The following is a 16,329-nucleotide window of genomic DNA, read 5'->3' as shown; positions in this document are numbered from 1 at the left end:
CAGACTATGGTCTTAGTCAGATGAAAAAATAGAGTCTTTCTATCTAAAAATTTCTTTTCAGAATTATCTTTTTAGGGGTTACTTCTCTCATAGTTTTGCTATCTCTTAAGGTTAATTGAAGCTTACTTTAATGTTTAAAAGCCTTTAAGGATAAGTATTTGAAGATGTTTGAAAATCGAAAACTTTCTATTTAGGACCTTACATGCGGTGTAAGGTCTCATTTTCAGTAATCAAAGTTAATAAAACTGAGCGAGTGGCAGAGATTTATGAAAAGAAGATGATTTTTTCCTATTTGTAATTTGTCTGAATATATCATAGAGTAGAGACAACAACAGAAAAAGGATGATTGATATAGATGGAAAATAAGGTACGTTTTAAACTACACAAGGTTAAGAAAAACTGGGTAACTATCGGGGTGACGACCCTCTCAATGGTTGCCTTGGCAGGTGGAAGTCTCCTAGCTCAAGGAAAAGTAGAGGCCGATGAGACAAGTACGCCAAATGGTGATGGCCTGCAGCAACTGAGTGAGGATGGTACTGCCAGTCTAGTGACGACAACAACTGTTACTGAGCAAGCTAGTGCCCAAGTAAGTGTGTCAGCAGTAGCAACAGCCAGCGTAAGTCACGAAACAAGCACTCAGGTGGTAGCAAGTGCGGTTAGCCAAGAGACAACTGCTCAAGCAAAAACTAGTCAAGTTGCCAGTCAGGGAGTGGCAGTTTCTTCACAAACTCAAGAAACACAGATCGCTGAACAGACCTCACAAGGTCAGGTAACAACACAGGCAACTGTTCAAGAAAGAACTCAGTCAGAAACGCCGAGTAATCAGGTAGGACAATCGGAATCTTCAGTTACTCCTAGCCTCAAAGCCACTCGCAGTGGTGGGCGTCGTGTAGCAACATCGCATGCAACAGCTAAAGCAAACAATCAAAATCAGAAAAAGACTGAGGTTCAAACCAGCCAAAGAATTGAGACTGAAAGTGTGCAAACAAGACCTCAGTCTACTCCTAGAGTATTGACCAATGCAGCGCCATCAATTGCCACACGCGCTGCTGATAGCACTATTCGTATCAATGCCAACCGTAATACGAACATCACGATTACGGCCAGCGGTACGACACCAAATGTAACCATTATCACAGGGCCAAACACTCCTAAACCAAACGTGACGGTGACAAGTCCAAATGGCACAAGACCAAATGTGACCATTGTAACGCAGCCAAATCAACCCAACAAACCTGTTCAACCAAATCAACCGTCTCAACCTAACAAGCCGGTCCAACCAAATCAGCCAAGTCTTGACTATAAACCAGTAGCTTCAAATTTGAAGACTATTGATGGTAAGCAGTATTATGTTGAAAATGGCGTCGTGAAAAAGAACGCAGCCATTGAACTTGATGGGCGTCTTTATTATTTCGATGAGACTGGGGCTATGGTAGATCAAAGTAAACCTTTGTATCGTGCCGATGCCATTCCAAATAACTCTATCAATGCGGTTTACAACCAAGCCTACGACACATCAAGCAAGAGTTTCGAACACTTGGACAATTTCTTGACAGCTGATAGTTGGTACCGTCCAAAACAGATCTTGAAGGATGGGAAAAATTGGACACCTTCAACTGAGAAAGATTATCGTCCCCTTTTGATGACTTGGTGGCCAGACAAGGTGACACAGGTCAACTACCTCAACTATATGAGTCAACAAGGCTTTAGTGATAAGACCTATACGACAGATATGATGAGTTACGACTTGGCATCTGCTGCTGACTTGATTCAAGTTAAAATTGAGGAACGTATCGGTCGTGAGGGCAATACCACTTGGCTTCGTCAGTTGATGTCAGACTTCATCAAAACACAGCCTGGCTGGAACTCTGAGAGTGAGGACAATCTTTTAGTTGGTAAGGACCACTTGCAAGGAGGTGCTCTGACCTTCCTCAATAATAGTAGGACAAGTCATGCCAATTCAGATTTCCGTCTCATGAACCGCACACCGACTAACCAAACAGGGACACGCAAATACCATATCGACCGTTCAAATGGTGGTTACGAGTTGCTCTTGGCTAACGATATCGACAACTCTAACCCAGCTGTTCAGGCCGAGCAACTAAACTGGCTCCACTACATCATGAATATTGGTTCTATCCTTGGCAATGATCCAAGTGCCAACTTTGATGGTGTCCGTATCGATGCGGTGGACAATGTGGATGCGGACCTCTTGCAGATTGCTTCTGATTACTTCAAGGAAAAATACCGTGTGGCTGATAATGAAGCCAACGCTATTGCTCACTTGTCAATCCTTGAAGCTTGGTCCTACAACGACCATCAATACAACAAGGATACCAAGGGTGCTCAGTTGTCCATTGACAATCCGCTACGTGAAACGCTTTTGACGACTTTCTTGCGTAAGAGCAATTACCGTGGTAGCTTGGAACGTGTCATTACTAACTCTCTTAACAACCGTTCAAGCGAGCAAAAACACACGCCTCGTGATGCCAACTACATTTTCGTGCGTGCCCATGATAGTGAAGTGCAAGCTGTTTTGGCTAATATCATCAGTAAGCAGATTAATCCAAAAACAGATGGTTTCACCTTCACCATGGACGAGCTCAAACAGGCCTTCGAAATCTACAATGCGGACATGCGCAAGGCTGATAAACAGTACACTCAGTACAATATCCCAGCTGCCTATGCCACAATGTTGACCAATAAAGACAGTATCACTCGTGTTTACTACGGTGATCTCTTTACCGACGATGGCCAATACATGGCTCAAAAATCACCATACTATAATGCCATCGATGCCCTGCTCCGTGCTCGCATCAAATATGTAGCTGGTGGTCAAGACATGAAGGTTACTAAGCTCAATGGCTATGAAATCATGTCATCTGTGCGTTATGGTAAGGGTGCAGAAGAAGCTAATCAACTTGGTACTGCTGAAACACGTAACCAAGGAATGCTAGTCCTAACAGCCAACCGTCCAGATATGAAATTGGGAGCCAATGACCGTCTGGTGGTCAATATGGGAGCTGCCCATAAAAATCAAGCCTATCGTCCATTGCTTCTCAGCAAATCGACAGGGCTTGCAACCTACCTCAAGGATGCTGATGTGCCAGATGGATTGGTTCGCTATACGGACAATCAAGGAAACTTGACCTTCACGGCAGACGATATTACTGGTCATTCAACCGTTGAAGTTTCAGGTTATTTAGCGGTTTGGGTGCCAGTAGGTGCTTCAGAAAATCAAGATGCCCGCACCAAGGCTTCGACGACTAAGAAGGGTGAGCAGGTCTTTGAATCATCAGCAGCTCTCGACTCACAGGTTATCTATGAAGGCTTCTCAAACTTCCAAGATTTCGTTAAGACACCAAGTCAATACACCAACCATGTTATTGCACAAAACGCCAAACTCTTCAAAGAGTGGGGAATTACTTCCTTTGAATTTGCGCCACAATACGTGTCTAGTCAGGACGGTACTTTCTTGGATTCTATCATTGAAAATGGCTATGCCTTCGAGGACCGTTACGATATTGCCATGAGTAAGAACAACAAATACGGTTCGCTCAAGGACCTCATGGATGCCCTTCGTGCCCTTCACGCTGAAGGTATCTCAGCCATTGCTGACTGGGTTCCAGACCAAATTTACAATCTTCCTGGAAAAGAAGTGGTAACAGCTTCTCGTACCAATAGCTACGGTACACCACGTCCAAATGCCGAAATCTACAACAGCCTCTACGCAGCTAAAACACGTACCTTTGGAAATGACTTCCAAGGCAAGTACGGTGGTGCCTTCCTTGATGAATTGAAGGCAAAATACCCAGCAATCTTTGAGCGCGTGCAGATTTCAAACGGCCGTAAATTGACTACCAATGAGAAAATCACGCAATGGTCAGCCAAGTATTTCAATGGAAGCAATATCCAAGGTACTGGAGCTCGCTATGTCCTACAAGATAACGCTACCAACCAATACTTCAGTCTTAAAGTAGGTCAAACCTTCCTTCCTAAACAAATGACTGAAATCACAGCAACTGGTTTCCGTAGGGTGGGAGATAAGGTCCAATACTTCTCAACGAGTGGCTACCTTGCCAAGAATACCTTCATTCAAGTCGGTGCCAACCAGTGGTATTACTTTGATAAGAACGGCAACATGGTCACAGGTGAACAGGTCATTGATGGCAAGAAATACTTCTTCCTAGACAATGGTCTCCAGCTACGTCATGTCCTTCGCCAAGGCAGTGATGGTCACGTCTATTACTACGATCCCAAAGGGGTTCAGGCCTTTAATGGATTCTATGACTTTGCGGGTCCTCGCCAAGACGTTCGCTATTTCGATGGCAACGGTCAAATGTATCGTGGCCTCCACGACATGTATGGCACAACCTTCTATTTTGATGAAAAGACTGGTATTCAAGCCAAAGACAAGTTCATCCGTTTTGCGGACGGACGCACGCGTTACTTCATCCCAGATACAGGAAATCTCGCGGTCAACCGATTTGCGCAAAATCCTGAGAACAAGGCTTGGTATTACCTCGATAGCAACGGTTATGCCGTGACAGGACTACAAACCATTAACGGTAAGCAGTATTACTTTGACAATGAAGGCCGTCAGGTTAAAGGACACTTTGTCACAATCAATAACCAACGTTACTTCCTTGATGGTGATAGCGGTGAAATTGCTCGCTCACGCTTTGTGACGGAAAACAACAAGTGGTACTATGTCGATGGCTATGGTAAACTGGTTAAAGGTGCTCAAGTCATCAATGGTAATCACTACTATTTCAACAATGATTATAGCCAAGTCAAGGGTGCCTGGGCCAACGGCCGTTACTATGATGGTGACTCAGGTCAGGCCGTAACCAACCGCTTTGTCCAAGTTGGTGCCAACAAATGGGCTTATCTCAACCAAAATGGTCAAAAGGTAGTTGGTCTCCAACATATCAATGGTAAACTTTACTACTTTGAAGGTAACGGTGTCCAAGCTAAAGGGAAACTTCTGACATACAGAGGTAAGAAATACTACTTTGATGCCAATAGTGGTGAAGCCGTAACTAATCGCTTTATCCAAGTTTCTCGTGGTATTTGGTATTACTTTAACGCCTCAGGACAAGCAGTAACAGGTGAACAAGTCATCAACGGTCAACACCTCTACTTTGACGCTTCTGGCCGTCAGGTCAAAGGCCGTTACGTCTGGGTTAAAGGCCAACGTCGTTACTATGACGCCAATACTGGAGCTTGGGTCAGAAATCGATAAGGGGCAGAAGAAAATGTGATTTTGGGACTATCCTAGATGCTTTTGGATTAAAATTCAGTAGGTACCTTCCCAGTCTCAGCACTTTTAAGCACTTGAAAAAAATGTTTCAAGTGCTTTTCTTTTATTACTATCTCTTGATATGCCAAGCAGATTGTAAGCAAACAATGAGTTTGATTAATAGATTCCTCAATAAACTGCTTACTTTAGCTTTAAATTATGCTCAGTCCTTTAATGAAGGAAGAGCTAAAACGGCTAAACATCGGAATTTCTGTGTGAATTTAACAAAATCCAAACTTATTTTGGGAACGTTTTCTAACATATAAAAGCTATAGCTATATATCTTAGGCTTGTTTTTTCAAATGGATTATGGGTAGAAGGTTAGTCTTATGAGACTAGAGTTATGCATCTGTAATTGTATTCGTTTCCAAAATCCCTTAACATAGAATAGAGAAATAAAGTTATATTGAAAGGTGTATGTTATGGAAAAGAAAGTTGGATTTAAGTTGCACAAGGTCAAGAAAAACTGGGTGACTATTGGAGTCAGTACGCTGTCGATGGTTGCACTTGCGGGTGGAGCTCTTTTAGCGGACCAATCGGCACAAGCAGATGAAGTGTCACTTCCTAATGGAGATGGTTTTGAACAAACAGATGCAGGCATTGAGTCAAGTGCATCATTGATTAATGAAAGCTATTCGCCAACCTTAACAGAAGGTGCTACTCATGTGTCAGCAGTGCCATCTAACTATGGAAGTCAAACGAGCACAGGCTACGAGTCTTCGTCATCTGTTTCAACAGGAGGCTCATCTCAGACTGTAGTTGGTGGTGGAGCTGGTCAAGTTAGTTCATCACAAACTTCACAAGTAGTAGGAACACAAAACTCTAATTCATCACAAACGGGTTCTGCTTACCAATCAAGTAGCAGCTCGGCATCAGTAAGTGCTAGTGCGTCAAGTTCTTCAAGCTCATCAAGTTCAGCTTGGTATTCTTACTCGTCTTCATCATCATGGTCATCATCATCGTCAGCTAGCGGTTTTGCGACAATTACGACGAGTTCGTCTAACTCAAACGGCATTCATTGGAATGGTGGTCGAAACACGACTATCACCATCACGGCTTCAGGAACTACGCCGAATGTTACTATCGTTTCGAATTCTAATAAACTGTTTCCAAACGTATCAGTAGGGCATTCGAATGGTTCAAATGCTAATGTCACTATCATTTCACAAGGTAACCAGCAAAATAATTCAGGTTACCAAATCATCTCAGGTGAGACTAAACCAAGTGTTGATTCGAACAATGCCAAGTCTTCATTTGTACGTGTAGGTGAAAATCAATGGTGTTATTACGATCAATATGGCCAAAAGGTCAAAGGCGAAAAGGTTATCGATGGTAAGGCTTATTACTTCCTTGAAAATGGTCTTCAAGCTCGTGACTCACTTGTGAAAGGTAGCGATGGCTATACCTATTACTACGATAAAAATGGTGTGAAAGCTATCAATGGCTTCTACGATTTTGCAGGTTACCGTAAGGATGTACGCTATTTCGATTGTTATGGTCACATGGCTACTGGTCTCCTTGAAATGGGTAGCACAACCTTCTACTTTGATACACAAACAGGTATCCAAGCTAAAGACAAGTTTATTCGCTTCTCAGATGGCCGTATCCGTTACTTCATCCCTGATACTGGTAATATGGCTGTAAATACCTTTGTTCAAAATAAAGAAAACCAAGCTTGGTACTACCTTGATGAACATGGTTACGTTGTGACAGGAAAACGTATCATCAATGGTAAAGAATACTGCTTTGACTCAGAAGGCCGTCAAATCAAAGGTCAGATGATGCAACAAGGCAACAAGCAATACTACATTTCTGCCCAAACAGGTGAAATGGCTGTGTCACGCTTTATCTTTGAAAACAACAACTGGTATTATGCGGATGCTTTTGGTTGCCTCGTTCAAGGTGCCAAAGTGATTGATGGTAAACTCTATTACTTCAACAAAGACCACAGCCAGCTAAAAGGTGGCTGGGCTGAAGGTCGTTACTATGATGCCGTCACTGGTCAAGCAGTAATTAACCAATTCATTCAAATTGCGGCTAACCAATGGGCGTACCTTAACCAAGATGGTCACAAAGTGACAGGTCTTCAAAATATTAACAATAAAGTTTACTATTTTGGTAGCAATGGTGCTCAAGTCAAAGGTAAATTGCTCACTGTCCAAGGTAAAAAATGTTACTTTGATGCCCACACTGGTGAGCAAGTGGTAAACCGCTTTGTCGAAGCTGCACGTGGCTGCTGGTATTACTTTAACTCAGCTGGCCAAGCAGTGACTGGACAACAGGTCATCAATGGTAAACACCTTTACTTCGACGGCTCAGGTCGTCAAGTTAAAGGACGTTATGTTTATGTTGGTGGTAAACGCCTCTTCTGCGATTCCAAAACTGGTGAATTGAGACAGCGTCGCTAATTAATATGTACTTTAAAAATCTAGAGCGAATTTTTCCTTTTCCTATCTAAATTATTATTATTATTTTCCTATCATAACTCTAGATGATTAAATAAACGAAAAAGCCAGCATTAGCTGGTTTTTGAGTTGTTTTAGAGAAACTGTCAGTGTACACCCAGATGCTTTTTCATGCTTAAATCCTAATAATTTTGTCCCTCTCATATTCACAAGAAGAAGCCATAGCCGTGTTATAATGGATATTATATTTGTATGTAGAAAATAGAGTTAGAGGTAGTTGTGGGGAACTATTTTCGTTAAACTCGAGGTGTAATTGACCTTCTAAAGGAGAAAAATCATGGTTATCTTAGCTTTGAGTATTACTGTCATATTATTTATCTTCATTTCAAATTACTACTTTTATAAAACAGACTTCAGAAAACGAAAATACCCATTACTCTATGCCATTATTGAAACCATAGGTGCCTTTTTCACTAGGTGGTAGTACATGGAAAATGAGTAAAAAATAGCAATCAAGAGTTTTGTGGACTACTAAATATGGAAAGCATCGCAACCTCCTAACCCATAAACCACGCATACTTTCGCAGGATTTTGCTAGTCCCCGTAACCAAGCCTTTATTTCATCTTAGAAATGAAGGTTTTTTTATTTAAAATTACATTAATTTTGTAGGATAATTCTACCGTCTACAAAAGTCTAGCTCCTAACGATTATAGTTGTTTTTATCTTATTCTTAGTGCATTTATTCACAATAGGCATATATTAGGCCAATTATTAAAGGACCTTTTCTGAGAAAACGAAGCTAGATACATTAAGCTGACATTATAGTTGTGTAATTGTATTCCCTTGTCAAATAGCTTATGATAGAGATAATATAAGGGAAAAAGGTAACTATTATGGAACAAAAAGTACGCTTTAAAATGCATAAAGTGAAGAAGAACTGGGTGACTATTGGGGTGACAGCACTCTCAATGGTCACCGTTGCTGGTGGAACTTTGTTGGCGGATCAACAGGTTCAGGCCGACGAGCAAAATCCTGCAAATCAGTCGGGTGATAGCAGTCAGGATTTGCTTCAAGAAACGCCTGCTACAACTAATGATGCAGCAACTACAGTAGCACCAACTATCTCAGCTGATGCTAATACTGCGAGCGTGGCCATTCCTGTCGCAGATGCGACTAGCACGACAACAGCTGCCACAGATAGGGCAGCGGCACCTGCTGCAAACACAGCGACAGTTGATACTAACTCAGGTCAAGCAGCACCAAGTACAAATGTGCAAGCAGCTGCAGCTGATACGAGTGCTACACCTACAGATACAAATAATGCGACTGCAACAGCTACTACAGACCGTGCGGCAACAACTGATACGGCAAATACTGAAGCTCGTACACGTAGTCGTCGTGCCTTGGCAGAAACTCGAGAAGCCAACACCAACACAGCGACTGGTATCCAATGGATCAACGGTAAACAATACTATGTCAATAGTGACGGTAGTGTGCGTAAGAACTTCGTCTTTGAGCAAGACGGTAAGTCTTATTACTTTGATGCTGAAACAGGGGCTCTTGCGACCAAGTCACAGGATGAATTTTCAACAGAACCTATCAAGGCGACTGTGGATTTTTCATCTGGAAACCAGCTCTACAAAAACGATGACAAATCTTTGGACCAACTGGATACCTTCATCACTGCGGATGCTTGGTACCGCCCAAAGAGCATTCTCAAGGATGGTAAGACTTGGACAGCTTCAACCGAGGCTGACAAACGTCCGCTCTTGATGGTTTGGTGGCCTGACAAATCGACTCAGGTTAACTACCTTAACTACATGCAAAATCAAGGTCTTGGTGCAGGATCATTTTCAACTAACTCTAGTCAGAAAAGTCTAGATCAAGCTGCCAAGATGGTTCAGACTAAGATTGAAGAACGTATCGCGCGTGAAGGAAATACCAACTGGTTGCGTACAAGTATTGATCAGTTTATCAAGACTCAGCCAGGTTGGAATAGTAGCACTGAAAATAGTTCATACGACCACTTGCAAGGTGGACAGTTGCTCTTTAACAACAGTAAGGGTGATACTGGTAACCGTACTAGCCACGCCAACTCTGATTATCGCTTGCTTAACCGCACACCGACTAACCAGACTGGCACACGTAAGTATTTCAAGGACAATTCTATCGGTGGTCTTGAGTTCTTGCTTGCCAACGATATTGACAACTCAAACCCAGCTGTTCAAGCGGAGCAACTTAACTGGCTCCACTTCATGATGAATATCGGAAGCATCATGGCCAATGACCCAACAGCCAACTTTGACGGTTTGCGTGTCGATGCCTTGGACAATGTAGATGCTGACCTTCTCCAAATCGCTTCTGATTACTTCAAAGCAGCCTATGGTGTTGACAAGTCTGAAGCTAATGCAATTAAGCACTTATCATACTTGGAAGCTTGGTCTGCTAACGACCCATACTACAACAAGGATACTAAAGGGGCACAACTGCCGATTGATAATGCCCTTCGTAATGCCCTTACCAACCTTTTGATGCGTGATAAAAATACACGTATGCAGCTTGGGGACATGACGGCCTTCATCAACAGTAGTTTGAATCCACGTGGTGCTAACGATAAGAACGGTGAGCGCATGGCCAACTATATTTTCACCCGTGCCCACGATACTGAAGCGCAAACCATTATCCAACGTATCATCCGTGATCGTATTAACCCAAATTTGTTTGGTTACAATTTCACCCGTGAGGAAATCAAGAAAGCCTTCGAGATCTACAATGCGGATATCAATACAGCTCATAAGACATATGCGTCTTACAACTTGCCATCTGTCTATGCCCTCATGTTGACCAATAAGGACTCTGTAACACGTGTTTATTACGGTGACCTCTATCGTGAGGATGGTCACTACATGGCTAAAAAGACGCCTTACTTTGATGCTATCGACACTCTCTTGCGTGCCCGTATCAAGTATGTAGCTGGTGGTCAAGACATGGAAGTGAAGAAAGTCGGAAATGACGGCCTCTTGACATCAGTTCGTTATGGTAAAGGTGCCAATAACAGAACTGATTGGGGAACTTCTGAAACCCGTACGCAAGGGATGGGTGTCATCATGACCAACAACTATGATTTCCGTTTGGGTAGCAATGAAACTGTAACGATGAACATGGGTAGAGCCCACCGTAATCAGCTTTACCGTCCATTGCTTTTGACAACCAAAGATGGTATCAAGACCTATCTAAATGATTCTGATGTCCCTTCAAACCTTCTTAAGAGAACAGACCGAAACGGAAACTTGACCTTCAATGCCAATGATATTTTTGGTGTGGAAAATGTGCAAGTATCAGGTTACCTCGGTGTCTGGGTACCAGTCGGGGCTAAGGCTAACCAAGACGCACGTACACAGCCAAGTAACCGTGCCAATAGCGACGGTCAAGTTTACAAGTCTTCAGCAGCTCTTGATTCGCAAGTTATGTATGAAGCCTTCTCAAACTTCCAAGCTTTTGCGGACGATCAGCCAGAACTTTACATGAACCGTGTCTTGGCTAAGAACACTGACTTGCTCAAAGCTTGGGGTATTACGTCTGTTGGACTTCCACCACAGTACGTTTCAAGTAAGGATGGTACCTTCCTTGATTCAACGATTGACAATGGTTATGCCTTTGATGACCGTTATGATATGGCCTTGAGTCAAAATAACAAGTACGGCTCACTTGAGGATCTCCTTAACGTCCTCCGAGCTCTTCACAAAGACGGTATTCAAGCCATTGCTGACTGGGTGCCAGACCAAATCTATAACCTTCCTGGTAAAGAAGTAGTTAACGCTACACGTGTAAATGGTTACGGTTATCATCAGGCGGGCTACCAAATTGTTGACCAAGCCTATGTGGCCAATACCCGCACAGATGGTACAGACTATCAAGGCAAGTACGGAGGTGCCTTCCTTGATGAGTTAAAAGCTAAGTACCCATCTATTTTCAATCGTGTACAAATCTCAAATGGTAAGCAGTTACCTACGAACGAAAAGATTACCAAATGGTCTGCTAAGTACTTCAACGGAACCAACATCCTTGGACGAGGCATCAACTTTGTCCTTCGCGATGATAAGACCAACCAGTACTTCAATACTTCAGACAACAGCCAACTCTTGCCAACACCACTTCGTGACACAGGTGCCATCACAAGCACTCAAGTCTTCCAACGTCGTGGACAAGATGTTTACTTCCTTCGTGATAACCAAGCCGTTAAGAATGAATTTGTTCAAGACGGTAACGGCAACTGGTATTACTTCGGTGGTGACGGTAAGATGACCAAGGGTGCTCGAAACATCAATAACAAGGATTACTATTTCTTTGACAATGGTATCCAATTGCGTAATGCCCTTCGTCGTGCTAACAATGGTTATACTTACTATTACGGTTTAGACGGTGCTATGGTTAAGAATGCTTTTGTTGATTTTGACGACAAGCGTAAGCAGGTGCGTGCCTTTACGACTCAAGGAACCATGGTAGTAGGTAACCTTCATTGGAGTGGCCACCATTTCTACTTTGACCGTGAAACTGGCATTCAGGCCAAGGATCGTATTGTCCGTACAGATGATGGCAAATTGCATTACTATGTTGCAGAAACTGGTGACATGGGACGCAATGTCTTTGCGACAGATAGCAGCACAGGTAAACGTTATTACTTTGACGCTGATGGTAACACTGTGACTGGTTCACGTGTCATTGATGGTAAGACTTATTACTTTAACCAAGATGGTAGTGTCGGTACGGCCTACAGCAACCGAGCTGATTCTATTATCTTTGAAAATGGTAAGGCCCGTTACATCACACCAGCAGGCGAAATCGGACGTAGCATCTTTGTCTACAATCCAGCAACTAAGGCATGGAACTACTTTGATAAAGAAGGTAACCGTGTCACAGGACGTCAATACATTGATGGTCACCTCTATTACTTCAAGGAAGATGGTAGCCAAGCTAAAGGTGAAATTATCGAAGAGAATGGCATCAAATATTACTATGAGCCAGGCTCAGGTATTCTTGCTAGCGGACGCTACCTCCAAGTAGGCGATGACCAGTGGATGTACTTCAAACATGATGGTTCATTGGCTATCGGGCAAGTTCGTGCAGACGGTGGCTACCTCAAATACTTTGATAAAAATGGTATCCAAGTTAAGGGGAAAACTGTTGTCGAAGATGGTAAGACTTATTACTATGATGCCCACAGTGGAGCTCTTGTCACAAGTAGCTTTGCTGAGATTGCACCAAACCAATGGTCTTACTTCAATACTGATGGCCAAGCCCTTAAAGGCAAGTGGACTATCAATGGCAAGGAATACTACTTTGACGAAAATGGTATCCAATACAAGGGCAAGGCCGTTAAGGTCGGCAGTCGTTACAAGTACTATGACGAAAACGACGGTCAACCTGTAACTAATCGCTTTGCTCAAATCGAGCCTAACGTCTGGGCTTACTTCGGAGCAGATGGCTATGCTGTAACAGGAGAACAAGTCATAAATGGCCAACACCTTTACTTTGACCAATCAGGTCGCCAAGTTAAAGGTGCCTACGTCACAGTCAACGGCCAACGCCGTTACTACGATGCCAACACTGGCGAATATGTCCCAGGAAGATAAGCAGTAGTAGCTCATGTGACTGACCAGAGAACACACAGCCGAGAATGAGGGAAAATTCTCAAGAAGAAAGATCGTGAAAACGGTCTTTTTTTGTATCCCTATTTCGATTTTTTTCGAAATAGAATTGACTGTAGTCTATGAAAAGCGTATAATCTATTTCGAAAAGTATAGAAATAGGTATTCTCACCAAGATAGTATTCTTATTCCGTTTCAATGAAAGGATAAATCAAATGGAAACATTCCTTTTTATGGCAATTCTTACCATGTTGGTTATCGCCGTCATTAGTTTTATCGTTCTGAAGAAAAGATGGCAATTTTCAATCAAGCTCTTTTTAGTCGGTCTGATTGGTTTTGCCTTACCTGTCATGATGATTGAAGGACCTATCAATGCCCTAGTTCTTTCAAGCTTTGGTCACTCTTCTAAATGGTTCACCATTATTTATGGAGGGCTTATGGCTGGCCTTGTTGAAGAAACAACTCGCTATTTGGTTTTTAAGGTACTTGCAAAGAAAAGAAGTTTGATGACGTCTGATATTGTAGCCTACGGTTTTGGACATGGTCTTAGTGAATTTATCTTCCTTGGAGTGATGGGCTTACTCACTAACATCATTGTTTTGCAGGCCATCCATTCAGGTCAGGCCAGTCAGTTACCTTCAACTCTTGTGAGTCAGGTCAACCAATTAACAGGCTTTGCTGTGCTTATGTCTCTCTTTGAAAGACTAGTTGCCTTGGTGTTACAAGTCTTGCTTACAGCTTGGGATTTTCTAGCAGTCACTAAGCATAGACTTTCATTCTATTTCTGGGCAATTATACTCCATGCTGCCATTGATTTTTTGGCAGGTGCTTATCAGCTAGGGATAGTCAGCAATCTCTTACTAATCGAACTTATTTTAGCTATTTATGTGTTAGGTATTGGACTTCTGACACGTCGGATTTGGAGAAAGGAGGGAACTCATGGGCTTATCTGAAACACTAAAAGCTATCTCTGCCCCTGTGAGGAGAGAAATTTTAGACTATCTAAAGTCTGGACCCAAGTCCGCTGGTGAAATCAGCCAGCAGTTTGATTTAGCTCCCGCAACAGTTTCCCATCATTTGTCTACCTTGAGAAAAGCGGGACTTATTGAAGAAGAAAAGCAGAAGAATTTTATCTACTACAGTTTAAACCTGACCGTTTTTGAAGAAATTTTAACTTGGATTCAATCACTTGGAGGAAAAGAAGATGAAAAATAATGTGCAAAGAGTCATTGGTAATATAGTAATACTTACACCGGTTATTATCGGACTAGTCTTTTACAAACAACTGCCAAATCAGATTGCAATCCACTTTAATGTGGAAGAGCAAGCCAATGGTTTTATGAACCGCAATCTAGCAATAGTAGCCCTACCTTTTCTTGCGTTAATCATATATAATCTCTGTTTTTCATTCTTTAAACAAATAACGATCCCATTCTTAAAAGAGTTTATGCTATGGTTAGTCCCAATTTCTGCTGTGCTTATCCAAGGTCTTATATTGACTGTTGCCTTAGGAGGCCATGTTCAAGTTCGCTTGACTATGATTTGGTTAGTGGCACTTATTTTTCTAGTGATTGGAAATTATCTTCCTAAAAGTATTGGCCTGGCTACAAAAAATCATAACCAGAGCAGTAAATCAGTAGTGAGAAAGTTGGGATACCTAATGATTGGAATAAGTCTTGCCTTGCTAATAAGTCTCTGCTTTAATCCCTATACTACAATAATGGTTTTGGGCATTTTTATAGTTCTTATCTTGAGTATCGTGTTACCCAATTTTCGCTATTTAAGAAAATAAAGAGAAGTAATCGTCTGATTACTTCAATCTGAGCTGAGAAATTCATCTCAGCTTTCTTTGTGATAGTCAAAGCGAATGACTTGCTCCGTTGCATCTACATACGCGTGGACTCCAAAGGGAACAATCGCTCTTGGTGTGGCATGGCCGACATTCAGATTATAGACAATCGGGATATTGCTATCAATGATGTCCATTAAAGCCTCCTTATAGTCGTCATAGAAGGTTTCATCCATAGGTTTCCCGACCAAGAGTCCACTGATGACCTCAAATATCCTAGTTTCTTTTAAAGTTTGCAACATTTTTTTGAAATCATCAGGTTCAGGCTTTTCTTCGCTGGTTTCTAGCAATAGAATCTTTCCTTCCCAGTCGGATAAGTCAGGGAAAAGTTTGTATTTTTGGCAGAGGTCTGTGCTATCTGCGTGTAGAGAGTTGTCAAAAATATCATAGAGAGACTCAAGACAACCACCGAGGATTTCTCCCTCAAACTGAGCATTGCCTTGTAACAAGTCAAAACCTGTATTTGCATGGCTGACACGAGGTGTTCCCAAGGCTTTGGGACTAAAATCAGTCCGTTCCTCGTACCAAACGTTACTAGGGCGAATTTCTGAGATTTTTCCAGTCTCAATCAATTCTTTAAAGTAGTGGCGGCTATATGGCAACATTTCTTTGTCTAACTCACAAATGTCTGCTAAAAAGGATTGCCCGTAAAAAGTCTTGATTCCTAGTTTATGCAACATGAGATGGTTCATGGTCGTATCCGAGAAGCCAAGAAAAATCTTTTGTTTGATGACCTTTTGTAGTTGGTCATTTTCAAAAAGATAAGGTAGCAAGCGATAGGTATCGTCTCCACCGATGGCGCATAGGATCATGTCGATGCTATCATCAGAAAAGGCCTGAATCAAATCCTCTGCACGAGCTTCAGGATGTTCTTTGATAAAGTCTAAGCCTTTTAGCGAATGAGGTAAAAAGATAGGATTGAGTCCCAGGTCTTTGAGTCGTTGGACCCCCAAGTCCACTTCGTGCTTGACAAAGTCTTCACCGATAATTCCACTAGATAAGCTCACAATACCAATAGTAGAAGTCATATATTATCCTCCTAAAAATAAATTGATGCTATTGTATCATAAAGAATGATAGAAAAATATAAGGAATAGCGTTAGACATATGTTTTTATGTCAATA

7 protein-coding genes are annotated in these 16,329 nt (G+C 42.1%); 6 read left to right on the top strand and 1 reads right to left on the bottom strand.

Annotation, left to right across the window (positions count from 1 at the left end; all coding sequences use genetic code 11):
* Window positions 1-355: 355 nt before the first annotated feature.
* From BSR19_RS07080 to BSR19_RS07055, 6 genes are all read left to right on the top strand, one after another.
* Window positions 356-5,245, top strand: coding sequence for a glycoside hydrolase family 70 protein (locus BSR19_RS07080; RefSeq protein ID WP_156246890.1), 4,890 nt, complete (start codon window positions 356-358; stop codon window positions 5,243-5,245).
* A 479-nt stretch (window positions 5,246-5,724) separates the two neighbouring features.
* Window positions 5,725-7,710 (top strand): KxYKxGKxW signal peptide domain-containing protein, encoded by a 1,986-nt coding sequence (locus BSR19_RS07075; RefSeq protein WP_156246889.1) that lies wholly within the window; start codon window positions 5,725-5,727, stop codon window positions 7,708-7,710.
* A gap of 891 nt (window positions 7,711-8,601) precedes the next feature.
* Window positions 8,602-13,341, top strand: a complete 4,740-nt coding sequence (locus tag BSR19_RS07070; protein WP_156246888.1) for a glycoside hydrolase family 70 protein — start codon at window positions 8,602-8,604, stop codon at window positions 13,339-13,341.
* Window positions 13,342-13,589: 248 nt separating this feature from the next.
* Window positions 13,590-14,309, top strand: a complete 720-nt coding sequence (locus BSR19_RS07065; protein WP_231605959.1) for a YhfC family glutamic-type intramembrane protease — start codon at window positions 13,590-13,592, stop codon at window positions 14,307-14,309.
* Entirely contained in the window at window positions 14,296-14,571 is a 276-nt protein-coding gene (locus tag BSR19_RS07060; protein WP_002891308.1) for an autorepressor SdpR family transcription factor, read from the top strand. The genes BSR19_RS07065 and BSR19_RS07060 overlap by 14 nt, the downstream gene beginning before the upstream one ends.
* Complete coding sequence (locus tag BSR19_RS07055) at window positions 14,561-15,148, top strand: DUF1648 domain-containing protein (protein WP_156246886.1); 588 nt, start codon at window positions 14,561-14,563, stop codon at window positions 15,146-15,148. The genes BSR19_RS07060 and BSR19_RS07055 overlap by 11 nt, the downstream gene beginning before the upstream one ends.
* A gap of 47 nt (window positions 15,149-15,195) precedes the next feature.
* Here the strand turns inward: BSR19_RS07055 and BSR19_RS07050 are convergent, their stop codons facing one another.
* Window positions 15,196-16,233 carry a S66 family peptidase gene (locus BSR19_RS07050; RefSeq protein WP_156246885.1) on the bottom strand — a complete coding sequence of 346 codons (1,038 nt, stop codon included), beginning with the start codon at window positions 16,231-16,233 and terminating at the stop codon, window positions 15,196-15,198.
* Window positions 16,234-16,329 lie beyond the last annotated feature (96 nt).

Origin of the sequence: Streptococcus salivarius (assembly GCF_009738225.1) — a bacterium.
Classification (GTDB): Bacteria; Bacillota; Bacilli; order Lactobacillales; family Streptococcaceae; genus Streptococcus.
Note: the sequence above shows the minus strand (reverse complement) of the source record. Positions and strands in the feature narration are given on the sequence as shown.